We start from the raw sequence: 25,291 nt of genomic DNA on the forward strand, positions 1-25,291 counted from the left end.
TTCTCTACATAGTTATTTTACAGTTTCTAATACACGAACAAATTGTCCTTTAGAATGAGGATATCCAGCTTGGGTAATTTTCACCTTTACAAGCTGACCGATTAGGCTTTCAGGACCTGCAAAGACTACTTTTAAATAGTTATCTGTATACCCCGTTAAAAGCCCTTCCTCATCGCTTCCATCATGTACGAATTCTTCAGGAATTACCTCTAGTACTTGATCTTCAAAGCGAGAAGCATACTCCTTCGCTAATTGGTCATTTAACGCAATTAGACGGTGAACACGGTCATTTTTAATGTCTTCGTCAATTTGGTCCTCCATACGTGCAGCTGGTGTGCCTGTACGTGGAGAGAACGGAAATACGTGTAATTCAGAAAACTTATGATCACGAATAAAGTTATACGTTTCCATAAACTCTTCTTCAGTTTCTCCTGGGAAACCTACGATTACGTCAGAAGTGACAGCCAAGTCTGGTAAAGCTTCATGTAGTTTAGTTAAGCGTTCACCGAAGAACTCCATTGTATACTTACGACGCATACGTTTTAAAACTGTGTCAGAGCCCGATTGGATTGGAATGTGTAAGTGATTAACAACGATATTTGATTCACGTAAAACTTCAATCACTTCATCTGTTAATTGACTTGCCTCAATTGAAGAAATACGAAGACGTTTTAAGCCTTTCACATTCGCCTCTAAATCACGTAGTAATTGCGCTAAGTTATAATCTTTTAAGTCTTGTCCATAGCCACCTGTATGAATACCAGTTAGAACAATTTCAAGATACCCCGCATCCACTAGTTGTTGTGCTTGGTTCAATACTTCTTGAGGATCACGAGAGCGCATTAACCCACGTGCCCATGGAATAATACAAAACGTACAGAAGTTATTACAGCCTTCTTGTATTTTTAAAGATGCACGTGTACGGTCTGTAAATGCAGGCACATCTAATTCTTCATAGACACGATTTTTCATAATGTTGCGTACAGCATTAATTGGTTGGCGTTCAGTAAGATATTGGTCTATGTAGCCAAGTAATTTTGTACGATCCTGCGTTCCTACTACAATGTCAACACCAGGAATCGCCATAATTTCTGCTGGAGATGTTTGAGCGTAACATCCTGTAACACAAATGACAGCATCCGGATTTTGACGTACAGCTCGACGAATGACCTGACGTGATTTTTTATCCCCTGTATTTGTTACTGTACATGTATTAATGACATAAACGTCTGCTTGCTTATCAAACTCCGTACGTTCATAGCCTTCTTCTTTAAATAGTTGCCAAATTGCTTCTGTTTCATAATGATTTACTTTACAACCTAGAGTATGGAAACTCACGATTTTCGGTCGCTCGTTACTCATAATATATATCATCCTTTCAAGAGTACACTACAATAAATTAAATTATTAACGTGTCTTATAATAGCACAAATAAAGATAATGAGCCTAGCTTTTTGGCTAAGCTTATTTTTTTGTATAAAAATACAGGTACCATAATATTGGGTATCTGCTTTATAATTGGTTGTTCCAACAAACAAAAAACAGCCATTTTGTCCTTATTACTCCATCAGGTACTCACCGTTTTGAGCACCTGGTCTAATCGTTTATATCACTTAACACTCTTATTATGCAACCTCATGTGGAGTCCTGTTTGAAAAAAACTAACTATAAATAAAATAACCCCCAAATTTCCCCTCATACAGTTTAAAGAAGATTTGAATCTATTCTACATTCACTAATTACACTTGTTATAATTTATGGTTCATCACCAAAAGTTGTGGATGACTTTTGTTAAAACGTTTACTATGCAAATAGTTGATTGTAGTGGAGACTGGGCGACTCCTCGGGGATCAGCGTTTCAGATAAGACCCTGCAGCGAAGCGAAGCGGCTTATCGAACGCCCCCAGGAAAGCGCCCAGTCGGAACGGAAATCAACCACACGTTTCGGTGATGATCCTAATTTATCCTATTCTAACTAGTTTTTTGAAGAACAATGTAATAGAGCCGATTCAAAGTTTTTTGAATCGGCTCTATTTGTTAAGCAGTCATTAAGGTGGATTTCTACCTCTTCAAACCTTGTCACCAATGTATTTATACTCAATTATAATGACATTTACTCTTGCAAAGCTAAGGTGTGAAAAACCTCTTTTGACAAGTTTAAAAGCTATTTCATTCAAATTCATAAGATATTGCAGAAAGTGCATAGAGTGGCGCTGTTTCTGCTCGTAAAATTCGGGGTCCTAATGACATCGTTTGGGCGCCGGCTTGAAGCAGGGCATCAGCTTCTTTTCTAGCAATGCCGCCTTCTGGACCAAAGATCATAAGAATTGATTTTGACTTCTTGTCTTGCACATTTTTTAGCTTCTCCGCAAACCTCGTGCGTTTTTCTGCTTTTGCATCTTCTTCATCTGCTATAAAAACGGCGTCGAAATTGCCAACTTGTTCTACTAGCTGTTTAAAAGAGATTGGTTCATAAATTTCTGGGATATGTGTACGATGGGATTGCTCAGCTGCTTCTTTTGCAATTTTTTGTAGACGCTCTTGCTTTTTGGCACCCTTCTTTTTATCCCATTTAACGATGGAACGCTCTGCTTCAAATGGCAACAAGGCAAACATTCCAAGCTCTGTAGCCTTTTGTGTAATAAGTTCTAATTTATCGCCCTTTGGCAAACCACATGCCACTGTGACATGAACAGGTAACTCCGGAGAAGGAACAACGTCACCTGTAGTTTGAACGTGTACCTCATCTCCTTCAAAGGCTACAATTTCACAAATATGGGCGGTATTTTGTGCAACTACAACGATTTTCTCGCCCTCTTTCATACGCATTACTCGTTCAATATGTCGCGCATCCTCTCCGCCAATACGTGCTTCCTCTATTGCCGTCTCAATAAAATATCGCTGCATGTTACCATACTCCTTTATAGCAAGAAGAGAAAGCGCCAAATCGCAAGCACTCGGCTCATGATTTGGCGCTTCCTCAGTCCACTTATTGTGGTCGACGGGCAATGATCGCTACCCAATCTTCCATTAATAATACTTCTTCGATTACAAAGCCTGAAGCTTCCAGTGCTACTTTTACATCATCACGTTTTGCGCCAATGATGCCTGAAGTGACATATAATCCACCTGGTTTGACAACTGTAAATGCATCGTCAGTAAAGGATATAATAATTTCTGCTAAAATATTAGCCACAACGACATCAGCGGGTTCCGTTACTGTATCCAATAGATTTCCATGGAATACAGATACTTTATCAGCTACTTTGTTTAACGTAACATTTTCTTGAGCTGAACGTACAGCTACATCGTCTAAATCAAGTGCATGGACGCTCTTAGCTCCTAGTAAGGCTGCACCAATTGATAGAACGCCTGAACCCGTTCCGATATCGATTACCGTATCTCCCTCTTTTACAACCTTCTCAAGCCCTTGTAAGCACATAACAGTTGTAGGGTGTGTTCCTGTACCAAAAGCCATGCCAGGATCTAATTCAATAATTAATTCATCAGTTGATACTGGTACATATTCTTCCCATGTTGGTACAATTGTAAAGCGTTCAGAAATTTTTACAGGATGATAGTATTGTTTCCATGCTGTTGCCCAGTCTTCCTCATTCACTTCCACAATCGATACAACATTTTCACCAATATCGATGTTGAAGTTCGTTAGATTTGTTATAGCCGCCTTAATTTCTTCGACTGTTTCATTTAAAAAACTAGACTCCGATAAGTAAGCCTTAACAATAACACCGTCTTTTGGAAAATCCGCTTCATTTAGCGCATAAATTTCACCATACTGATCCTCACGTGGCTTAGCAAATTCTGCAGAATCCTCAATAACCACACCACTTGCCCCTGCTTCATGCAAAATATTCGAAATTGCTTCTACCGCTTCATGTTTTGTATGAATGGATAATTCTGACCACTTCACGTAGCTCTTCAGCTCCTCTAATTATTCACCTTGGAATTTTTTCTTAATTTTATCGAATAGTGAGCTTCCTTGCTCTTCAGGAATATCACCACTGATTTCCGCAAATTCACGTAGTAATTGTTTTTGTTTTTCTGTTAATTTTTCTGGCGTTACAACTTTTACTGTTACATATTGATTCCCTGTGCCATAGCCATGTACATTTTTGACACCTTTGTCTTTTAGACGGAATTGCGCACCTGACTGTGTTCCCGCTGGTATACGTAGTTTTACTTTCCCATGAACAGTCGGAACTTCAATTTCATCACCAAGAGCTGCTTGTGGGAATGTCAGTTTTAGTTCGAAATAAATATCATCGCCATCACGTTCAAACTCTTTGTGTCCTTGAACGCGGAACATAATATATAAATCCCCCGCTGGTCCTCCATTTATACCTGGCTCACCTTGACCAGACACGCGAATTTGCTGACCATCATCCACACCTGCTGGAATGTTTACTTTGATTTTCTTACGTTTTTGAACTTTTCCTTCGCCACGACAAGTTGAACATTTTTCTTTAATGATTTTACCTGTACCATGACATGTTGAACAAGTACGACGATTCATCATACGGCCGAAAGGTGTATCTACAGCTTGATTTACTTGACCTGCACCTTGACATGTTGAACATGTTTCAGGTTTAGTACCTGGTTTTGCACCTGAACCGTTGCAAGTATCACATAATTCATCTTTTGGAATTTCGATTTCTGTTTCTTTCCCGAAAATCGCTTCCTCAAATGAAATATTCATACGATATTGAAGGTCATCACCTTTACGAGGTGCATTCGGGTCCTGACGGCGACCGCCACCACCAAAGAATGAGCTGAAAATATCCTCGAAGCCGCCAAAGCCGCCTCCTCCTCCGAAGCCTGCATTTGGATCCTCATGGCCAAATTGATCATAGCGTGCTTTTTTCTGATCGTCACTTAATACTTCATAAGCTTCAGCGATTTCTTTGAATTTTTCATCTGCACCTGGCTCTTTATTAAGGTCAGGATGGTATTGCTTTGATAATTTACGGTATGCTTTTTTAATTTCATCTTTAGAAGCCGATTTCGTTAAACCAAGCACCTCGTAGTAATCACGTTTCTCCATGATTCACACTCCGCTCTTTTTGCATAAAATCTATTGTATCACGCAGTTAAAAAAACTGCCTCTATTTTATTATTAAATATACATTAAAATTGTTGCACACATGTTTTTTCACTTTTCTCGCTCATAACCTATACAGCTAAACGATTAAGTGTACGTAGGATATAGCTAAAAATAAAGAGAAAAGCCAAAGCCGCAAGCGGTCTTTGGCTTCTTCACTTAACTGTGTTACTTACTATTATTTATCGTCTTTTACTTCTTCAAAGTCAGCGTCTACGATATCATCTTTTTTACCAGCGCCAGCATCTGCACCAGCATCGCCACCTTGAGCTGCTTGAGCAGCTGCTGCAGCTTGTTCGTATACTTTCATAACTAATGGCTGTAATACGCCTTCTAGTTTTTCTTTAGCAGATTTAATGCCTTCTAATTCGCCAGCTTCAAGCGCTTTTTTCAGTTCATCACGAGCATCTTCTACAGATTTCTTCTCGTCTTCTGTAATTTGTTCGCCTAAGTCAGCAATAGTTTTGTCAACTTGGAACACTAATTGGTCAGCTTCGTTGCGAAGATCTGCTTCTTCTTTACGTTTAGTATCCGCCTCAGCATTTGCCTCCGCATCTTTTACCATACGTTCAATTTCTTCCTCAGACAAACCAGAATCAGATTGGATAACAATTGTTTGTTCTTTGTTTGTACCAAGGTCTTTCGCTTTAACAGATACGATACCATTTTTATCAATATCGAATGTTACTTCGATTTGTGGTACACCACGTGGTGCTGGTGGAATATCCGATAATTGGAAGCGACCTAATGTTTTGTTGTCAGCTGCCATTGAGCGTTCACCTTGTAGCACGTGAATATCTACTGCTGGTTGGTTGTCAGCTGCAGTTGAGAATACTTGTGATTTAGATGTTGGGATCGTAGTGTTACGGTCGATTAATTTTGTGAATACGCCACCCATAGTTTCGATACCTAAAGAAAGTGGAGTTACGTCAAGTAAAACTACGTCTTTTACATCACCAGTTAATACGCCACCTTGAACAGCAGCACCCATCGCTACAACTTCGTCAGGGTTTACACCACGGTGTGGCTCTTTAGCAGTTTCTTTACGTACAGCTTCTTGTACAGCTGGAATACGCGTAGAACCACCAACTAAGATTACTTGGTCAATTTCAGATGTTGAAAGACCTGCATCAGATAATGCTTGACGTACTGGACCTACTGTACGGTTTACTAATGGTAATGTAATTTCGTCGAATTTTGCACGAGTTAAAGAAATTTCTAAGTGTAATGGACCCGCTTCACCAGCAGTAATGAATGGTAAAGAAATTTGAGTAGATGTTACACCTGATAAGTCTTTTTTCGCTTTTTCAGCTGCATCTTTTAGACGTTGCATAGCCATTTTATCTTTAGAAAGGTCAATGCCGTTTTCTTTTTTGAATTCTGCTACAAGATACTCGATAATAGCGTCGTCGAAATCGTCCCCACCTAGTTTGTTATCACCAGCTGTTGCTAATACTTCAAATACACCGTCACCTAATTCAAGAATAGATACGTCAAATGTACCGCCACCAAGGTCAAATACTAATACTTTTTGATCTGTATCTTGTTTGTCTAAACCATAAGCAAGTGCAGCGGCTGTTGGTTCGTTGATAATACGCTCTACTTCTAAACCTGCGATTTTACCAGCATCTTTAGTAGCTTGACGTTGAGCATCGTTGAAGTAAGCAGGTACAGTAATAACTGCTTTTGTTACTTTTTCACCTAAGTAGTCTTCAGCATAGCCTTTTAAATATTGAAGAATCATTGCAGAAACTTCTTGTGGCGTATATTCTTTATCTTCCACTTTAACTTTTTCAGATGTACCCATTTTAGATTTAATAGAAATAATTGTATTAGGGTTTGTTACTGATTGACGTTTAGCTACTTCACCAACTTGACGTTCGCCATTTTTAAATGCAACAACAGATGGTGTTGTACGGTTTCCTTCTGGATTTGGAATTACTTTTGGTTCTCCGCCTTCTAGTATAGAAACACAAGAGTTTGTTGTTCCTAAGTCAATACCGATAATTTTGCTCATAAAATTGCCTCCTATTATTTAAACGCAAATGATGCGTTTTTTAACTAAATGTAATTAACTAAATAGTACTAAGCCTATTCGTTTACAGATACCATTGTGGGGCGTAATACACGATCCTTTAACATATAGCCTTTTTGAAGCTCGCGTAAGACAACACCCGTCTCTTTTTCACTATCTTGCTCCTGCATGACAGCTTGGTGAACATTCGGATCAAATTGCTCACCTTCAGCTTTAATAATCTGTAAGCCTTCTTTCTCAGTAGCTTCTATCAGAGAACGGTATACCATTTCAATACCTTTTACGATTGAAGCAGTTTCTTCTGAAGTCGCTTCAACTTGTAAGGCACGCTCAAAATTATCGATGACTGGTAGTAAATCTGACAGTAAGCTCTGAGCGCGATACTTTTCAGCAGCCTCACGATCAAGTTGATTGCGGCGGCGGATATTATCGAAGTCAGCACGTAAGCGTAGATGACGATTTTCCTCGTCGTCTAGCTTTGCTTGTAACTCAGCTAGCCTTGCTTCATACTGTTCTTCGATTGTTAATTCAGCTTCTTGTCCTTCTTTAACTTCTGCTTCTACTGCATTTTCAGCTTGTACATCCTTTTCTTCTTGTACAAGGTCTTTGTTTTCAGTTGTTTCCGTCACTTGAATCCTCCTCATTATCAATCACTACGATTCTTCGTAAAGGCTTGTGTTAAATCCATGCGTATTACGTCTAGTAAAGCAACAACACGCTTATAATCCATACGTGTTGGACCAATAATTGCTATTGCTCCTTGCTGATCTTCACCAATAGAATAAGTGGTCGTAATGACACTACAGTTTTCCATTTCTAGTTGTTTGTTTTCCGAGCCAATACGAATATGAATGCCCGATTCATTGGGTTGGAAGAGCGACTGCACTTGGCTAGTCGTTTCCATTAAGTCCAAAATCATACGGACTTTATTTAAATCGTGGAATTCCGGTTGGTTGAACATATTTGTTTTACCACCATAGAAAATTTTACTTTCCGAATTATGCATCGTCGCTGTAACGAGAGCGTGAATAAAATCATCCGCTGATCGAACATGCTGCTGTAATACTGTGAGCACTTCAGCTTCGAGTTTTTTATGAATATCCTCTAATGACACACCCACTAGGCGTTCATTTAAGATATTAACCATTTTCTCTAAATCAGAAGCGGTAAAATTAGGCGGTAAACTAAACATGCGATTTTCAACATGTCCGTTATTCGTTACGATAATCGCAACTGCTGTATCACTAGAGAGTGGCACAATTGAAAATCGTTTAACACGATGTCTTTGAACGTCTGGTCCTAAAAGAATCGATGTATACGATGTCAGCTCTGATAAAATATTTGCTGACTTTCGGATAATATGTTCCACTTCTACTAAACGATCATTGAAAATTGATTGGATTTGCTGAATATCCCTTGAATTAATGCCTTGTGGGTTCAACAAATGATCTACATAAAATCTATAACCCTTTTCCGAAGGCACTCGACCAGAGGAAGTGTGCGTTTTTTCTAAGAAGCCTAATTCCTCTAAATCCGCCATTTCATTTCGAATTGTGGCTGGACTAAATGTAATCTCTTGCTTTTTGGAGATTTGGCGAGAACCTACCGGCTGTGCAAACATAATAAAGTCGTCTACAATAGCTTGCAATATTTGTAATTGCCGATTTGTTAGCATGATCATCACCTCTGTTAGCACTCAACTAAGAGGAGTGCTAATACTATTATTAAGTTATCAAATCCTACATTTTATGTCAACGATATCGCTCAATCTTCTAGTAAAAATTGTTGAAATACTTCATTCCCTACAAAACGACCTTTTCGCGTAAGGCGAATTCCTATAGTATCATGTTCCAATAGACCTTCTGATACTAACTTTTCAACGATATGAGAGTAATGCCTATACATCGATTCATTAAATTTTTCTTCATATATAGGGTGTGTAATTCCTTCTGTTTTACGCAAACCTAAAAACATTTGCTCTTCTCGTTTCTCATTCTCTGTTACAACATGTTCATATACAATAGGTAGTTCCCCTGCATTTACTGCATCCATATACTTTTTCAATGGTCCATGATTTGAATAACGCACACCAGCTAAATACCCATGAGCACCAGCACCAAAGCCTGCATATTCATCGTTTTCCCAATATATTTTGTTATGTCTAGAACTGAAACCTAATTGAGCAAAGTTGCTAATTTCGTATTGTTGATGTGCATGTGCCTCCATCTGGTTCATTAACACATCGTACATATCCGCTTCAAGATCTTCAGTTGGTAAATGGAGCTTACCTTTTGAATATTGATTATAAAAAATCGTTTTTGGCTCCACTATTAGTGAATAAGCAGAATAATGTGGTAAATCAAGTGCGAATGCTTTTTCTAAAGTATCCTTCCATTGTGCCATCGTCTGACCTGGTAAACCATACATTAAATCCACACTAATATTTCTGAAACCTACCTTTTTCGCCAAGGCAATTGTTTCATAGACGTGATTGTTGCTATGCGTACGTCCAATTTTCTTTAACAACTCTTGATCAAAGGATTGTACACCCATACTTAAGCGATTTACACCACCATCAAATAATGCCTGCAATTTTGCCTCTGATAGCTCGTCCGGATTGGCCTCTGATGTAAATTCTGTCACACTGTCCATTGGAATATACATACGAATAAGCTCAAGAAGTCTCCCTATTTGTTGAGGCGATAATGCTGTTGGTGTACCGCCACCAAGAAATATCGTTTCGATTTGTTTAAAACTCTCGGGATACTTTTTTGTCGCAAGCTCCATCTCCTTGCCAAGCATTTCTATATATTCATCTACTGGTTGATTTTTAAAATAAAATTTATTGAAATCGCAATAGTTACAAATTTGATGACAAAAAGGAATATGAATGTAAACACCCCGTGCCATAGCTATCCCTTCTTTCTCGTAAGTCTTTTTCCATTTCCTCATTATAAACAATCACGGCATGGAACGCCATGAATCGAGCTAGTAAAAAGAACTCAATCAAGACTGAATGCTAAATATATTGATAGAAGGAACCTACTGGACACATTTTTTATAAAGAGGATTGTTGCAAAAAGCAGTACTCACTTTATCTACACATAGCTAATTCATTGCACAAAAAAATCAAAACCACAGCAATAATGGTTTTGATTTTTTGAGTGTTCTTAATAACATACAATTCCTACGCAAATGCCGACTAGCACTAGCAAATAAGGTTGAATTTTCCAACGCATCAAGCACCATAAAAAAACGGCTGCAATTACTATGTCTAGACCATTTTGAATTGTTTGTGTAACAATCGGATGAATAAAAGCTGCAGCTAATATGCCAACAACTGCTGCATTTGCACCAGCCATCGCCCCTCTTAATCCAGCGAAACGATTAAGAGCTAGCCAAAAAGGCATTGCCCCTACTATTAGCAAAAATGCCGGAAAAAAAATGGCTAGCGTAGCGATTATAGCCCCAGGTACTCCAGCAATGACCATACCTATGTAGGAAGCAAATGTAAATAATGGACCAGGGACTGCCTGTGTCATTCCGTATCCTGCTATAAAATCAGAAGAACTCATTAATCCACTTTGGACTAACTGTGCCTCTAGTAAAGGCAATACGACATGACCTCCACCAAACACTAATGCACCTGAAAGATAAAATTTTTCAATGATCGTAAACCATTCATATTGAATAAGTGGACTAACAATGGGTAATCCAACGAGAAGTATAACAAACAGCGCTAAAAAACATGCGCCTGTCGTTTTTGAAATAGGTACAACTGTTTCTTTTGGGTCATCTTTTTGATTAGTCTTCTTAAAAAAATAATAGCCTATTAAAGAAGCAACGATAATAGTAGTTACTTGAGCAAGTGGATGGACCCACAAAAGCACTACTATAAGAGCCAATAAAGCGATTGTAAAATGACGAATACTAGGGATTAATTTTTTGGACATATCAAAAATAGCTTGTGCAACAATCGCAACAGCCACTAATTTTAAGCCATGAATCCAGCCCATATCCTTCCCTGTACGTGCAGAAAAATAGGCAAATGTCATAAGCAGCAAAACAGATGGTAATGTAAAACCAAGAAATGACACAATACTCCCGAATAAACCGCCTCTTAATAAGCCAATACCCATCCCTACTTGGCTCGATGCTGGCCCAGGTAAAAATTGACTGAGTGCAACAAGCTGACTGTAGTCCTTATCAGATAACCATTTACGCTTCTGAACATATTCATTTTGAAAATACCCTAAATGAGCAGCAGGGCCCCCGAAAGATGTACAACCTAATTTGAGCGAAACTAAAAAAATTTCCCATAACCTTCGCAATATCTTCAACTACTTTCCATGCCATCTATATTCATATTACAGGGGGCAGTCATCCTTTTTCTTTAAGATATTGTAAAGTTTTTATAATACGCTAATCAGGTTTCGTTATTTACCTCCAATTTTAACAGCAGAACCAAGCTCACTTCCATTTGCAGCAATCGGAATAAGCTCATAGCTCTTCTCCGTTAAATATAATGCATCGAGGCGGACACCCCACTTCGTATACTCTTCATTTAACGGATAAGCTAAGTTAAAGGGCCAAGATTTCCCTGTCGCTGATTGAATTTTAAAATGTAATGCTTCATTTAATAGACTATTCTCCGAATCAAAGTAAATCGTTGTTGATATTGGTGTAGAAACAACCTTTTCTATTGTTATTTCCTGACCATCTAACAGCTTTACTTTTTTCTCAACCGGGAAGACTTTTCTATCTTCTTGTAATTGCGCTTGTGACGCTTCTACTTGAAATTCCCAGGGCTCGTCAATCTTTTTTTCCCCGTTCCAGTCGTTATAACGAATATCTATATTCAATATTTTATCTTCTGGTAGTTCACTTAATTTCACACTACTATAGATTGTATAGGTTTTATCGGATTGTTGAATTGACTGTCCTCCATTTCTAACCGTGAACTCTTTTCCATTCACAAAAACCTGTGGAAAGAAAAAAATTTGATAGTCGAAATTTAAGTCTTTTCCTGGCTCAAAGGTCGCATTCAATAATATTTGATTATCGTCAATCATTATTTCATTTAACGTTAAACGTCCTAGACTATTTTCAGTAGTTTTACCGACAACTGTTTTGTAAGCTTCAAAATTCAAATCCTTATTAAACAAAAAATAAAAAACAATTACACAAATAACTACCAATAAAAGCAATACTACAACAAACCATATTTTCCGTCCTCGATTTTCCTTAGGTTGAACCTCGACTATCAAATCATTGGACATCATGTACACCTCATTTTAAGAAAGAATGTCTACACAAATGCTTTTTATCTATTGTAGTTTTTAGGTGAACATTATATAACCTCTAACGAAATAAGGTGTGACTGATTTCACTATGTATCGAAAGGAATAATTTATATTCCTTTCATGTTGTTGAAAAACTTGAAGAACAAAATGGTCAAAGAAATCTTTATGATTGTTGCAGCACTTTTGTGGTTGATTGGAATGGAGACTGAGTGACTCCTTGGGGATCAGCGATAGAGGAACGAAGGCTAAAACCATCACGTCCTGTGATAACGCCTTCGTCACCAACATCGTGCTGTGCCGAAGAGCCATGCTTTGTATGACATCTTAATTATTTCTCACATAATAACACTATGAAAGGAATAATCTATATCCCCTTACTCTTGATGACGAACCTTTTTGGCCTCTTCCATTAAATAATCCACAAACAACTCATCTTTCACTAACCACGCTTGATAATTTCTTTTTAAAAACCATTCCGCTTCATAAAAACTTGTAAAGATTTGGTCTAATGGAAGTTTATTTTTTTCAATTATCCAATCAAAATCACTTATTGAATATAGGAGGAAAAATTCTTCCTTAAGGTTTTTATACATTGTCCCAAAAGAAGAGAACCTTAAATTATAGCGATTTCGTTTCGCATCCTCTGGTATTGGTGCTATATGAAATATTTGAGCCACATACTGCTCATAAGCTTCCTCTGTTAAAGAGCAACCCGCTGCTTTTTGGTGCCCACCCCCTCCGAATTCTGCTGCAATTACCGAAACATCTATGTGATCATGAATCGTACGAAAGGAAATTCTTTTGCCACCCATATTTAATATAGCTATAAAATCAAGGTGTACATTTTCTTTCCCCAATTCATTACCAAGCTCAGAATGATAAGATTCTGCATACACTATACCTGTAAAGTATTCTCCTATCGATGTTTGTACTAGCTCCCGTTTTTTTCGTCGGATGTACCGTTCTATTTTCTCTTCTTCCATAGTCAAAATTTTCTTTTCAAATTCATCAAAGTCAAAATGCTCGCTTGTCTTTAAACGTTCAAGCATTTTTTCTTCAAATTCCTCAATTGATACTAGAAAGAAGAGAGTATTTAACCGACGCGCTTTTTGATTATCATTCTTTTCCCATTCCCACGTATCGTACTGTCTCACTAACTCTACAAATTCTGTGATGGAATTTGTTTGTTCTAAAAGTCCATGTGTAACAAGATACCTATAATATAAAGACGTTGCAGATGTTAAATAACCATTTTCATCTTCTACTAATACTTTACCCCATTCATAATCGTTCAAATGATAAGCCGTTTTATGATGATCAAGCAGTTGAACATTGCCAGTGGCGGTATAATAATCATTTAATCTCTTTTCATTTTCCTCGTTTGGAGATAAGTCGGTAATAAATAAAAATGTATCTTGTTCGTTATTATCTAAAAAATACTCAATTTCGCGATCTAGCGATGAAATTGAATTGTATCTTACCTTCACCTGGTCTTGAAAGGCAAGCTTGGCTAAAATCCCGCATCCTACCCCATCTAAATCATTATGCGATAGCAATTTATACATTTTTTCACCTCTATATTAGTATGGTTTATCATTAAAAAATTATTGGTTTTGTAAGGAGTGTTTATACTAACAAAGAAAATTTCTTATTTAGGGCTTGGTACATTTAAATTAATGAGCGCTAGATCCTACCACCTATTTGGCTGTATTACCTCACATGTCGAAACACATAAGAAAGTTGTAGCATTAACATTCGATGATGGCCCTACTAAAAATGTCAGCGTCATTTTATCTTTATTAGATAACTACAATACAAAAGCGATTTTTTTCTAATTGAAATCGAGGCACATCCAAAAGAATCAAAAAAATATCAAGGCAGGTCACCAAATTGGAAATCACTTAACTTTTTCACATAAGCTTAAAAGCCCCACTTTTTACAAACATGAAATCGAAAAAAAACGATGAGCTCATTAGAAGTATTGGCTATACAGAAATTCCACCTTTTTTGACATATATATTTCCATCTTAATAGTCATAAAGCATTATAATGTACTCCATTTTTAATTAAATTAAAATTATTTAATACATAGTATTTACTATAAGTAAGATTCACCTCCTCCTAACGCTTCCCTGTCATTAACTTTGTCACAACTCATTAAAAAAAATTATGAAAACCCTTTAATTTCAACATTTACGAACATAACCTATGACAATATTTCTCCCATATATTTTACTTCAGAATAAATTAGATTTTTTAGAAATGTCTAAAATTAATTTCTCAATAAAATATAAATTCATTTTCTGTTATAATATGTTATTATATTTTTAGTAAAACGACCTATTTTTGTTAAAGGCAAAAATAGAGGAAAAACGAACTACAAAGGAAGATGAATATGAAAAAAATCCAACAATTATTTCAAAGTGAAGATGGAAATATCGAACAAAGAGAGAATTTTTTATCCCTATTGGAGAAAATTGTTTCATCATTAGATGATTTAAAAAACCCAAAAACAACAACTCTTGGACCAATGAAAGAGCGCTCTGACAATTTCTATAAAGAGTTAATGCAAGAAAATCAAGTACCAGTTTCAGGTGTCGGACTTGATCAGGTTGTGAATGATTTAACACAATTGATGCAAGGACATCCTTACCATACACGCAACTTTGTAACAAATGTTTTGCCAATGGCTAGTATTCCCGGCATATTAGGTCAATTTACGAATGCTCTACTTAACGGTAACAATCTATGGGATGTATACGGACCAGCTGCCGCAGAATGTGAGGTAAAGGTAGTAGCAATGATGTCGAAGTTAGTTGGTTACGACTATACACAAAGTTTTGGTTACACAACTTGGGGTGGACAAGGGGCTGTTTTCAGTGGGCTTCGTCTTGCAATCGCTAAACAATTCCCTAACGCAAAAGAAAATGGCGTACCAAATAATTTATATTGCTTCGCTTCAGAAAATGCTCATTACAGCTTATTAAAATCAATTGAAGCAGTCGGCATTGGTAGCAAGCATTTAATTCGTATTAAAGCTGGAAAAGATCATTCAATGGATATCGAAGACTTACGTATACGTATGACTGAAGTTATCGAAAATGGTGGTATTCCAGTGTATGTAGTTGCTACAACAGGCGCAACAGATCAATTTGCCATTGATGATGTACAAGCAATCAAAAAAGTTACAACTGATCTTGAACAAAAACATTCCTTAAAACCTATACATATTCACGCTGATTCAGCTTTAGGTGGTTTTTACGCATTTTTCAACGAGTATGATTTTAAGGCAAATCCACTTCAATTAGAGACTGATGTTTTACAAGCACTAGAACAAATTAAAGAACGTATGCAGTATCTACCTATTGCAGATAGCCTTTGCTTCGACTTCCAAAAGCTTGGTCAAACACCGTATTTAACAAGCTTATTCTTAATAAAAGAAGGTAAACACCTACAGTTATTAGATATTGAGGATTTCGACACACCTTATGTTGGCAATCGAGGCTATGGTTCTTATCATACAGGCTATACATTAGAGTGCTCTCGTATGGGTAGTTCTATTGCTATTTATGCTGCATTACAGGCGTTTGGTAAAGAAGGCTACCAACAAATATTAGCAAATTATGTGCGTGTAAATTTAGCGTTCCGTGCGCAGTTAGCTGAGAAGACTCCAATGTTACAAGTAGTCAATGAGTCTAATATTGGACCAGTCACTGCCTTTCGTTTGTATCCTGAAGGCTTTAATTGGAACTCTGAACAGTCAGGTAGCTATACACAAGATCAGATTGAATATATTAATGGTATTAACGCTTCTTTATTTGAAATTATAGGCGAAGGTCGCGACGAAGTATTTTTCGGTGATACGACGCGTGTTTGCACTGTTAGCACTAGCGATACAAAACAACAAATTCCAGTCGCAGCTGCAAAATTCTTTTCAATTTCTCCTTATACAGAGACAGAACATATTAGTGATATGATTCATTTCTTACAACAAAAGGTGAAAGTATTGGAGGATGCTAAAGTTGAGTATAGTCAAAAAATTTAAAAGCTCTTTACTCTATAAATATATTGCAAGTTTTACTATTCCAATTGCTATTATTTCGGTAATATTTAGTATCGTATTATTTATTGCGTCTAATCAAATTATCAATAATTTTGTTATTACACAATTTGAATCATCTTTGGATGTTATATCTAAAACCATTTTTGAAGGTATGGACGAAAATGACGTCAAAGCTGCAGATAACGGCGATAAGGATAAATATGAAGAACTATTAAAAGAATTAAATGCAGCACTTAAAAAGTATGATATTCAAAATGCCTACGTTCTTTCACGTGCAAATGGTAAAGAACATATTATAGCTTTAAGCAATAAAGATGATTATCAAGAGGACTATGTTTTTAGTAAGGACATGAAAGAAGCGCTAAGTACTGGAACCGTTCAATCTAGTGAAATTTATGAAGATGAATACGGTGTTCATAAATCGATTTTTATACCATTTAAAGATACTGATATTCTTTTTGGTTTAGATAAGGACGCTTCTTTCATATCTAAACTTCAAACAAAGATTATTTGGAATTGTATCATCATGACCGTGATGTTTTTGATTTTCGGTATTATTGTGGCTTATTTCATTAGCAAAGGCATTATCAAACCAATTAAAAATATGACTAGTTATGTTGGTAAGGTGGCACAAGGAGAATTAACTGTTGAACCACTTCAAATAAAGGGTTCAAATGAAATTGCACAGCTCTCTTCAGGCATTGAAAATATGACAGCAGACTTACGCTCACTTATTCAACAAATTGCTGAGAATGCTGAGCAAGTAGCTGCTATGTCTGAAGAGTTATCGGCAGGCTCTGAGCAAACAAGTGCATCTATTCAACAAATTACATCTTCAATGCAAGAAGTTGCTTCAGGATCAGAAAAACAAACTTCCTCTATTGAAGAAGTAGAAAATCATATTACGGCAATCTCCACAAAAATGTCGGAAGTTGTAGCGAGCGTTAATGATGTCACTGCTAAAGCATCTAGTGCATCTTCTATTTCAGAAAAAGGCAATACGACGATTCAAAGCGCTACAGAAAAGATGGCGTTAACATCGAATGCTATTCAGGAGACTTCAGAGGTTGTGAAACGTTTAAGCACATACTCAAATGAGATCGGCGACATTGTAACTTTAATTAATGAGATAACGGATCAAACAAATTTACTCGCTTTAAATGCATCTATTGAAGCAGCACGTGCTGGTGAGCATGGTAAAGGCTTTGCAGTTGTAGCTGAAGAAGTGCGTAAACTTGCAGACCAATCTTTAGCAGCGACGAATAGTATTCGAACACGTATTGAAACAATTAAGGAAGAGTCTGTACAAGCTGTGAAATCTATGGAAATTAGTAGTAGTAATCTTGCAGAAAGCTCTACTACCTTTAATGAATCAGGTGTAGCCTTTAAAGAAATATCTTCTCATATTACTGCACTTACTCAAGAAATGGATTATGTCAATAACGTCATTTCAAATATTAATGACGGAGTTAGCAGCATTGCAATTTCTGTAGAGGAAGTTGCTGTAGTAGCCGTTCAATCATCTGGAAACATTCAAAATGTGGCTGCTGCTTCTGAGGAACAATCGGCTAGTATTGAGGAGATTACGGCGTCTTCAAATAATTTAGCTGAGATGGCACAACAGCTTCGTAATATCATCCAAAAATTCCAGCTATAAGGAACTAATAAAAAATCCGCTATCCTTTCTGTAGGTAAGTTTTTACTAACAGAAGTTTATGCGGATTTTTTTCATTGACTCAACAATTATGCCCCGGCATAATTGTTGCTGTCGCTTCTCTTTCGCACAGATAAACAATGCGTCTGGAATCGGAAAGAAGTTAAATGTTTTTTAGTGTTCTCTTGTTCATCCATGCAATCGTTTCCTCAAGCCCTACTCTATAGGAAGTACAGGGCAAAGCGCCTATTTCCTTTTCAAATTTTTCCCCACTTAAAATGACCGGTTCCTCTGTTAAATACAATATTTCAACTACTTCTTTCATAGAAGGAGAAAATAGTCCAATTAGTCGTATCATGCCTTTAGAAACTGTACGAACACCCTTTTTGTAGCCTGTAATTTCACGTAAAACTCCCACTAGTTCTTCCCCTGTAATTGGGTGAACAGCTGGTACGTTCCAATTCTGATTATATGTGTCATCTCGCAAAGCAAGCTCAACCATAGCCATTGCGCCATCAACTGTATAAAGAAATTCCCGCTTCACTTGCATATTCCCTACAAAATTAGCTTTTTTATCTTGTGCAACATTTTTTAATGTTTCATAGAGTATTGTATTCTCTGCATTTGGTCCATACAAATCAGGGAAATGTACAATTAACGAGGGTACCTTACTGTTTTTTAATTTATTTTCCATCGTTAAACGAATATGCCCTTTTTTCGTCTGTGGCTCCTTTCTAGCTTGTTCTTTTACAGGGTTTATCGATTGTCTTCCATACGCATAAATATTATCTACAAGTGCAATTTTCGCTCCCCGCCTTTCGGCTATGTTAATCACCATATCTAAGCATCGCATATGGAGCTTTTCCCATTCCAGATACGGAAAACTAATAGCATGAAAAATAACGTTTACACCGTTTGAAGCTCTCATCATGTCCTGTTCATTAAATACATCACCCGAAATGATATCGACATTTTTATGATGCCGAAAAAGTGCAACTAACTTTTTTTCATTTCTAGCAAATGCCTTCACCTGTATATTTCGACTAACTAATTCATTTACTAGCGCATAACCCATACCACCAGATGCCCCAATAACCAATGCTTTTTGCAAATTTTATTCCCCCTTTATTAATTAACCACTGGTCAAATAACTGTAAAAAGAAGGCTCTAGATTTTTTACTAGAGCTACTTTCTAAATGTTAAAGCCGTGATAAGAAATTTTGCATGTACATCTACTGCTTCTTTCGCTTCTTCATAATTTTTTACATAATGACGATAATGTGCAACAAACCCATGAAGAGCAATGAATGTAGATTGTATATCTGAAATTAACAGTTCTGTCTTTGATAAGGACTGTACAGCTTGTGAAAATTTTTCATAACTAAAGTTTGCTGCCTCTTGCGATAATCCATCAATTTCGCTATCCCTCATGATAAACATTAATTCATACTGACTTTGATTATTTAAACCAAACGCCATATAGCCTACAAAAACATTCAGCAGTTTAGTGTTAGGATCATCAGGACCGTTCATATTTTCATCTAAAATATTATTTAGTTCAGAAAAATAGTCACTTAATATTGCATAAAATATTTCTGCTTTATTTTTAAAATGATAGTAAATAGCCCCATGACTACAACCAAGCTCTTTAGCAATACTACGCATTGATATTTGCTGAAAATCCTTCGTGATAAATTGCTTATGAGCCTCATTTATAATCATTTCTTTCGTTAAATCTTTTGTTGACGGCTTACGTGGCGACATAGTATCCTCCTTGTTGACCGGTGGTTAATAATGAGTATATAGGTGTTTTCATTTTTTGGCAATAGCGACTCAAACTAGGCTCAAAAAAACAACCCCTTACTACTTAAGAGTAGGAGGCTGTTTCTAACGATATTAAATAAGGCCCTTTACAACTTTTGAAATAACAGCGCCTTCAGCCTGACCAGTTAACAAAGGTTTTGCAATTTTCATTGCTTCCCCCATGTTCATCCCTTTTACAACGCCAGCTGCCACAAGTTTTTCTGCAATTTCTTCTTCAGTTAATTGCTTCGGTAAAAATGATTTTAATAGTACTAATTTCGCTTCCTCTTTTTCAATTAAGTCAGCTCGCCCTGCATTTTGAGCACCCTCTAAAGCCTGGTTTGTTTGCTTCACTTCACGATTTATAATAGCCATTTCCTCTTCAGACGATAAAGCTGCTCCCTTTTCTTTTTCAGCTAAATCTAGGGCAGATTTCAAAAGCGATAATACACCTTTGGCTAATACATCCTTTTCTCTCATTGCCTGTTTTAATTGTTCAAATACCTCTGTTTTTAACAATGTTTTTCACTCCTTCATGACATTTATTATAACACAAAAAAATACCGTAACCTTAAGGGATACGGTAAGCCAATTTAGGAATCTCCCACTTCTACTATGTGGTGAGATGAATGTTGGTTTAAGCTTCTCTTTGTGCTAGCACTGCCAAGCCTGGAAGCATTGTTTATCTGCGCGAAAGCGAAGCGACAGCGGCAATTATGCCAAGGTATACTTGCTACTATCTTACCTGTTTTAACATTGATACTTCAGCTTTTGTCGTTAATAAATCCAGTGATAATATTTCAAATTTTGCATCTACAAGATCAATTTTTCTACTTAAATTTTGTTCAACTTTTTCTAATCTTGTGTCCACTGCTTCAATTTTTTTATCTATTCTTTTTTCGATCACTTCTATTTTCGCTTCTAATCTCTTTTCGACCGCTTCAATCTTTGCTTCAAGTCTCTTTTCGACCGCTTCTATTTGTTGCTGAAGATCTGATTTCATGTCTTGCATCTGCTTCGAAAGCTCTAAAATTGCTTGAAGGATCGTATGTTGGTTTACTTCTTGTTCCATTTTTGAATTCCTCCGCTCTCTTTTATATTCATTACATAATCTATTAATTTCACAGCATTAATTACATTGACATAAATAAAAAAGGTAGAGTTACATTAGCAACTCTACCTGTCATTCTATCTATCATTTATTTCAAAGTCAAAATATTAATAGATGAAGTTTGTCAAGTATTCATCCGTTAATTTTATTGCAGGAGACCTTACAATCACTTTTCAAATTGCCATTACTTCCAACCGAGGGAATAATACTGACTGCAATAGCAATATCCAGTGATTTATTAGTCTCTACCATTTACCCAATAAACAAAACCAATAACGGCTCCCCCGATAATATTACCTAGTGTTACAGGTAATAAATTTGAAATGGCTCCAGCAAACGATACGAGTTCACCATGAGGTACTAAAAGAGCAAGGGAAAACAATGTCATATTTGCTATACAATGCTCAAATCCAATTGTGACAAAAGGGAAAATACAGCAGAAAATCATCACTAATTTTCCAGTCTCTGTTTTTAATTTATAGGTACACCATACGGCCAAGCATACAAGCAAATTACATAAAATACCTCGACATAAAAGTTCAACGAAGCTACCACTCATTTTAGCTGTAGCCAGTTTTTCAATGTAAGCTGCTATGTCTCCACTTGCTAGCCCCGAGTAAAAAAATAATGCGGCTGCTAAAAGAGAACCAAAGAAGTTTCCTATGTAACTAAACGTCCAAATGCCCAACATCTCTAATGGTGATGATTTTTTTGATAGTGTACTAACCGTTAAAACTAGATTATCACCGGTAAATAAATTGGCCCCAGCCATCATGACCATACTAAGTGCCACACCAAATGATAATCCTTGTACGAGCTTCATACTCGGTACCCCAGCTGGACTTAATAAGCCGCCAATAGTAGTGATGAGCAAAATTCCAAATCCGATAAAAAGTCCACCAAAAATAGCTAACAATAAATAATTAGCAGGCTTTTGCTTCATCATGTTAATTTTTGTTTCAGCTGTTATACAAACAGAAGAAATTGTTTCTTTCATACTTTCATCTCCCAAACAACATCAAGCTAAATTAATAACTCATTTCATTTTTAACGTTGATCTCAAGTAGTCTTCCAGTTTCCACTCTAACCAACTTTTATACAAGGCTTACATTTTAACAAATATTATTCCAAAATATCGTTAATTAGCAAATTTAAAGTAAATTCCTCCAAATATACATATTTTCATGCACTATTACTTTCTGAGAAGACATCAATTTATGTTTCGGGCTACTCGTTTTTGCATAGAAGCATTGCCAATAATTATCCGTATTTCTCGCATTACTAAACCAAGAAAAAATTATTTTGTAGATTTGATTAATTATTTTTTTCTATTGCTACATTTAATACTTCTATTAGTTATTTTATTGCTTTTATGGATTTATATTGATATGATTCCACCAATCCCTACAAAACAAGGTTGTTAAGTAAGTTAAATTAAAGGAGTTGATTGGGATGGGTCAAATTGTAACTAATAAGATTAAACAATCTATTACAGAATTAATCGGTCATACCCCACTTTTAGCATTAAATCAGTATGTAAAAGAGCAACAACTAGAAACCGAAATTATCGTAAAGCTAGAGTATTTTAATCCTGCTAATAGTGTGAAGGACCGTGTTGCTAAAGCGATGATTGAGGATGCTGAAGCTCGTGGTGTGTTGACAAAGGATAAAACAATAATTGAAACAACTAGTGGCAATACTGGTATTGGCCTAGCAGCAATTGCAGCTGCAAAAGGCTATAGGCTTCGAATTTACATGCAGGATGGTGTAAGTGAAGAGCGTACAAAGGTAGTTAAGGCATACGGAGCGGAGGTTGTACCATTTTCAGATGTCCCAGAAATGGTAGCTGCCTTTGAGGACACAGATGGTGACTTTGTTGAAACGATTAAAGTATTTCGAGAAACAGTCGTTGAACAAGAAGAAAATGTTGTATTTTTAAATCAGCTTGATAATAATGCCAACCCAAATATTCATAAGTTAACAACTGGTCCTGAAGTCTGGGAAGATACAGACGGACAAATTGATATTTTTGTAGCAGCCATTGGCACAGGTGGTACGATAAGTGGTGCTGGTGCATACTTAAAATCTAAAAATCCAGATGTTCAGATCATTGGTGTAGAGCCTGCTGTTATTTCCATTGCAACAGTTGATATTCCAGATATCATTGAAATCACAGGTGTCCACCGCTTCTCAGATGCTGACGAGGCTCGTGTGCCATCGAATGTTCATTTAGAAATAATTGATGAAGTACTCGAGGTGGAAACTGCACAAGCTTATGAGGCGGCACGTGCTGTTGCGAAGTCAGATGGTCTATTAGTAGGTACTTCATCAGGCGCTGCTTTATTTGCCGCCACAGCCCTTGCAAAACGCCCAGAGAACAAAGGGAAACGGATTGTCGTTATCCTACCCGATACTGGTCTACGATATTTATCAACAGATTTATTTTAGAAACAAGCGCGCCGAACAATAGCGAAGTATTATTAACAGCTATAAAACACGAAGGGCAAAATAAATTTTTTTAAAAGTCATGTTATAAGCTGAAACTATTTTAAATAGTGAATTTTTATTTAATGTCACACAGTATATGTATAGAAATTAAAAGGATAGAAGAGCTTAAATAATTCGCTCTATCTATCCTCTTTTTTACCACAAATGACCATATTTACTACAACAACTCATTTGTTCGTTAATCAATCTAATGTTGCGGTAAATCAAAAGACAACCTTTTGATATTACTGTTTTATAATACATTCACTTGTCTTTAATTTTACAGAGTATTACCCTTCGACTAAATTAATAACCCGTTAAAAAGATCTTTCCTTTTGAGGTTTTAGACGATTCAACAGCCGTTATCGCATTTTTAATGTCTAACAAATCATAATGAGAATCCACTGCCATCATTTTTAACTTACCACTATTAACTAGATTGATTAAGTGATGAAATGTACCTTGCCATCTTTCTATCGAGACTTGCTTGTTCCAATGACGTAAATGGAACATATTTGCCTTTACATTCGCCTCTTTAACGATTCTTTGCCAATTCACTTGTACACCTGATAAAAGACCAATAGCTAAAAAATTCCCTCCAGCTTTAAGACAGAAAGCAAGATCATTACCTGCTGTCCCCCCAATAGAGTCAATAGCAGCATCAGCCCCCCTACCATTAGTCAATTCCATTACCGTCTCATAGAGCGGTGCTGTTGAGATATCTATTACATAGGAAGCGCCAAGCTGAATTAAGTCATCAATATGTCTATTATTTCTCGTAACCGCTATTAACTGAAAACCTAACAATTTTGCTAGCTGAGCAAAGATGTGACCAATTGCGGACCCGCAAGCATTCACTAATAATACATCATTTGGCTGCAATTGTAATATGTCAGTACAAGTTACCCAAGCTGTCATTGGATTGATATACATTTGCGCTGCGGTAAAATCATCAATGGAATCGGGAATGGTTACTGCAAATTCTGCACTTGTTTTTACAACTTCCTGCCAAGTTCCTTCTCCTCGTAAAGGTAGTACACGCTTTCCGATAAGATTTTGAGAAACATACGGACCTACATCCTCTATAATACCGACCCCTTCATAGCCAGGAATAGTTGGTAAAGAAATTCGATGAGCATAACTCCCCCATATTGGTATTAAATCAGAAGGGTTAATAGGTCGTGCCAGCATTCGAACAAGAATTTCTTGTACCTGAGGAGGTTGAATCGTTTTATTTTCAAACTTCAAAACCTCTCGTGGGCTTCCGAATTCATATAATTTAATGCTTTTTGCTTTCAAAAACTGTAACTCCTTTATGATTGATTAATAACTTTTATGTAACGGCTCATTAAGTGAGACTTTAAGGGGCTTTTCTTCATTCCCAATGACCTTATTACTTTGAATAAATAAACGATATTTAATTACTTTATTGTTGGATACGATCTCCTCTACTATTTGGTTCTGACTACTCCCACAGCTAAAGCAGTGGGGTTCTTATATACTTGAGAAGCGTTACAAAGCTCTCCACAGATGGTGTTGCCATGCCCTGTGTACAACATCTTTGATTTATCTTCTGTTCCATAAGACTTTCTTATTTACACAACTGATGTTGTGTTGGCAATAAGTTTTAACGAAGGCAGGTAGCTCTACCTACGGAGGAATACCCCTCACTTGATTTGTTTGATCCCCATGCTAAGAGGGAATGTTTTCTTTACT

21 protein-coding genes are annotated in these 25,291 nt (G+C 36.6%); 4 read left to right on the plus strand and 17 right to left on the minus strand.

The features are described from left to right. Positions 1-12: 12 nt before the first annotated feature. The 11 genes from mtaB to AMS59_RS15685 form a co-directional block, all read right to left on the minus strand. Entirely contained in the window at positions 13-1,362 is a 1,350-nt protein-coding gene (mtaB, locus tag AMS59_RS15635) for a tRNA (N(6)-L-threonylcarbamoyladenosine(37)-C(2))-methylthiotransferase MtaB (protein WP_053484671.1), read from the minus strand. A gap of 807 nt (positions 1,363-2,169) precedes the next feature. Continuing rightward, positions 2,170-2,907 carry a 16S rRNA (uracil(1498)-N(3))-methyltransferase gene (locus AMS59_RS15640; protein ID WP_053484672.1) on the minus strand — a complete coding sequence of 246 codons (738 nt, stop codon included), beginning with the start codon at positions 2,905-2,907 and terminating at the stop codon, positions 2,170-2,172. Positions 2,908-2,989: 82 nt separating this feature from the next. Next, positions 2,990-3,931, minus strand: a complete 942-nt coding sequence (prmA, locus tag AMS59_RS15645) for a 50S ribosomal protein L11 methyltransferase (RefSeq protein ID WP_053484673.1) — start codon at positions 3,929-3,931, stop codon at positions 2,990-2,992. A 21-nt stretch (positions 3,932-3,952) separates the two neighbouring features. Beyond that, a complete protein-coding gene (gene dnaJ / locus AMS59_RS15650; RefSeq protein WP_053484674.1) occupies positions 3,953-5,062 on the minus strand; it encodes a molecular chaperone DnaJ in 1,110 nt (369 codons plus the stop codon). Between the two features lie 235 nt (positions 5,063-5,297). Then, complete coding sequence (dnaK, locus tag AMS59_RS15655) at positions 5,298-7,136, minus strand: molecular chaperone DnaK (RefSeq protein ID WP_053484675.1); 1,839 nt, start codon at positions 7,134-7,136, stop codon at positions 5,298-5,300. Between the two features lie 74 nt (positions 7,137-7,210). Next, positions 7,211-7,798, minus strand: a complete 588-nt coding sequence (gene grpE / locus AMS59_RS15660; RefSeq protein WP_199777771.1) for a nucleotide exchange factor GrpE — start codon at positions 7,796-7,798, stop codon at positions 7,211-7,213. A 2-nt stretch (positions 7,799-7,800) separates the two neighbouring features. After that, positions 7,801-8,829, minus strand: coding sequence for a heat-inducible transcriptional repressor HrcA (gene hrcA, locus AMS59_RS15665; RefSeq protein ID WP_053484677.1), 1,029 nt, complete (start codon positions 8,827-8,829; stop codon positions 7,801-7,803). Between the two features lie 89 nt (positions 8,830-8,918). Continuing rightward, positions 8,919-10,064 (minus strand): radical SAM family heme chaperone HemW, encoded by a 1,146-nt coding sequence (hemW, locus tag AMS59_RS15670; RefSeq protein ID WP_053484678.1) that lies wholly within the window; start codon positions 10,062-10,064, stop codon positions 8,919-8,921. 260 nt (positions 10,065-10,324) lie between these two features. Continuing rightward, complete coding sequence (gene chrA / locus AMS59_RS15675; RefSeq protein WP_082337538.1) at positions 10,325-11,485, minus strand: chromate efflux transporter; 1,161 nt, start codon at positions 11,483-11,485, stop codon at positions 10,325-10,327. Positions 11,486-11,590: 105 nt separating this feature from the next. After that, positions 11,591-12,433 carry a DUF4179 domain-containing protein gene (locus AMS59_RS15680; RefSeq protein ID WP_053484680.1) on the minus strand — a complete coding sequence of 281 codons (843 nt, stop codon included), beginning with the start codon at positions 12,431-12,433 and terminating at the stop codon, positions 11,591-11,593. Between the two features lie 398 nt (positions 12,434-12,831). Then, complete coding sequence (locus AMS59_RS15685; RefSeq protein WP_053484681.1) at positions 12,832-14,022, minus strand: DHH family phosphoesterase; 1,191 nt, start codon at positions 14,020-14,022, stop codon at positions 12,832-12,834. A 111-nt stretch (positions 14,023-14,133) separates the two neighbouring features. Between AMS59_RS15685 and AMS59_RS26390 the strand changes: the two genes are divergently transcribed. The 3 genes from AMS59_RS26390 to AMS59_RS15695 all read left to right on the plus strand — a co-directional run bounded on the left by AMS59_RS26390 (position 14,134) and on the right by AMS59_RS15695 (position 18,177). Further along, positions 14,134-14,292, plus strand: coding sequence for a polysaccharide deacetylase family protein (locus tag AMS59_RS26390; protein WP_234007838.1), 159 nt, complete (start codon positions 14,134-14,136; stop codon positions 14,290-14,292). A 560-nt stretch (positions 14,293-14,852) separates the two neighbouring features. Further along, positions 14,853-16,502, plus strand: coding sequence for a pyridoxal-dependent decarboxylase (locus AMS59_RS15690; protein ID WP_053484682.1), 1,650 nt, complete (start codon positions 14,853-14,855; stop codon positions 16,500-16,502). Beyond that, on the plus strand, positions 16,471-18,177 hold the full coding sequence (locus AMS59_RS15695) for a methyl-accepting chemotaxis protein (RefSeq protein WP_234007821.1): 1,707 nt from the start codon (positions 16,471-16,473) through the stop codon (positions 18,175-18,177). The genes AMS59_RS15690 and AMS59_RS15695 overlap by 32 nt, the downstream gene beginning before the upstream one ends. Before the next feature lie 160 nt (positions 18,178-18,337). Here AMS59_RS15695 and AMS59_RS15700 read toward each other — a convergent pair whose 3' ends face one another. The 5 genes from AMS59_RS15700 to AMS59_RS15720 form a co-directional block, all read right to left on the minus strand. Continuing rightward, positions 18,338-19,285, minus strand: coding sequence for an SDR family NAD(P)-dependent oxidoreductase (locus AMS59_RS15700; RefSeq protein ID WP_053484684.1), 948 nt, complete (start codon positions 19,283-19,285; stop codon positions 18,338-18,340). A 74-nt stretch (positions 19,286-19,359) separates the two neighbouring features. Continuing rightward, positions 19,360-19,938, minus strand: a complete 579-nt coding sequence (locus AMS59_RS15705; protein WP_053484685.1) for a TetR/AcrR family transcriptional regulator — start codon at positions 19,936-19,938, stop codon at positions 19,360-19,362. Positions 19,939-20,070: 132 nt separating this feature from the next. Continuing rightward, positions 20,071-20,496, minus strand: coding sequence for a GatB/YqeY domain-containing protein (locus AMS59_RS15710; RefSeq protein WP_053484686.1), 426 nt, complete (start codon positions 20,494-20,496; stop codon positions 20,071-20,073). 217 nt (positions 20,497-20,713) lie between these two features. After that, complete coding sequence (locus tag AMS59_RS15715; protein ID WP_053484687.1) at positions 20,714-21,049, minus strand: hypothetical protein; 336 nt, start codon at positions 21,047-21,049, stop codon at positions 20,714-20,716. Positions 21,050-21,326: 277 nt separating this feature from the next. After that, positions 21,327-22,085, minus strand: coding sequence for a formate/nitrite transporter family protein (locus AMS59_RS15720; protein ID WP_053484688.1), 759 nt, complete (start codon positions 22,083-22,085; stop codon positions 21,327-21,329). Positions 22,086-22,540: 455 nt separating this feature from the next. Between AMS59_RS15720 and AMS59_RS15730 the strand changes: the two genes are divergently transcribed. Continuing rightward, complete coding sequence (locus tag AMS59_RS15730; RefSeq protein WP_053484690.1) at positions 22,541-23,536, plus strand: PLP-dependent cysteine synthase family protein; 996 nt, start codon at positions 22,541-22,543, stop codon at positions 23,534-23,536. 345 nt (positions 23,537-23,881) lie between these two features. Here AMS59_RS15730 and AMS59_RS15735 read toward each other — a convergent pair whose 3' ends face one another. Further along, complete coding sequence (locus AMS59_RS15735) at positions 23,882-24,874, minus strand: zinc-dependent alcohol dehydrogenase family protein (protein WP_053484691.1); 993 nt, start codon at positions 24,872-24,874, stop codon at positions 23,882-23,884. Positions 24,875-25,291 lie beyond the last annotated feature (417 nt).

The sequence above is a fragment of the Lysinibacillus sp. FJAT-14745 genome, from assembly GCF_001275675.1.
Classification (GTDB): Bacteria; Bacillota; Bacilli; order Bacillales_A; family Planococcaceae; genus Lysinibacillus.

Excerpts from the sequence above, each read along its gene's own strand:
- AMS59_RS15715 (WP_053484687.1), bottom strand. The coding sequence starts at position 21,049 with ATGGAACAAGAAGTAAACCAACATACGATCCTTCAAGCAATTTTAGAG.
- AMS59_RS15640 (WP_053484672.1), bottom strand. The coding sequence starts at position 2,907 with ATGCAGCGATATTTTATTGAGACGGCAATAGAGGAAGCACGTATTGGC.
- AMS59_RS15695 (WP_234007821.1), top strand. The coding sequence starts at position 16,471 with ATGCTAAAGTTGAGTATAGTCAAAAAATTTAAAAGCTCTTTACTCTAT.
- AMS59_RS15685 (WP_053484681.1), bottom strand. The coding sequence starts at position 14,022 with ATGTATAAATTGCTATCGCATAATGATTTAGATGGGGTAGGATGCGGG.
- AMS59_RS15680 (WP_053484680.1), bottom strand. The coding sequence starts at position 12,433 with ATGTCCAATGATTTGATAGTCGAGGTTCAACCTAAGGAAAATCGAGGA.
- hemW (WP_053484678.1), bottom strand. The coding sequence starts at position 10,064 with ATGGCACGGGGTGTTTACATTCATATTCCTTTTTGTCATCAAATTTGT.
- AMS59_RS15705 (WP_053484685.1), bottom strand. The coding sequence starts at position 19,938 with ATGTCGCCACGTAAGCCGTCAACAAAAGATTTAACGAAAGAAATGATT.
- AMS59_RS15720 (WP_053484688.1), bottom strand. The coding sequence starts at position 22,085 with ATGAAAGAAACAATTTCTTCTGTTTGTATAACAGCTGAAACAAAAATT.
- mtaB (WP_053484671.1), bottom strand. The coding sequence starts at position 1,362 with ATGAGTAACGAGCGACCGAAAATCGTGAGTTTCCATACTCTAGGTTGT.
- dnaK (WP_053484675.1), bottom strand. The coding sequence starts at position 7,136 with ATGAGCAAAATTATCGGTATTGACTTAGGAACAACAAACTCTTGTGTT.
- AMS59_RS15730 (WP_053484690.1), top strand. The coding sequence starts at position 22,541 with ATGGGTCAAATTGTAACTAATAAGATTAAACAATCTATTACAGAATTA.
- grpE (WP_199777771.1), bottom strand. The coding sequence starts at position 7,798 with ATGAGGAGGATTCAAGTGACGGAAACAACTGAAAACAAAGACCTTGTA.
- hrcA (WP_053484677.1), bottom strand. The coding sequence starts at position 8,829 with ATGCTAACAAATCGGCAATTACAAATATTGCAAGCTATTGTAGACGAC.
- AMS59_RS26390 (WP_234007838.1), top strand. The coding sequence starts at position 14,134 with ATGAGCGCTAGATCCTACCACCTATTTGGCTGTATTACCTCACATGTC.
- dnaJ (WP_053484674.1), bottom strand. The coding sequence starts at position 5,062 with ATGGAGAAACGTGATTACTACGAGGTGCTTGGTTTAACGAAATCGGCT.
- AMS59_RS15690 (WP_053484682.1), top strand. The coding sequence starts at position 14,853 with ATGAAAAAAATCCAACAATTATTTCAAAGTGAAGATGGAAATATCGAA.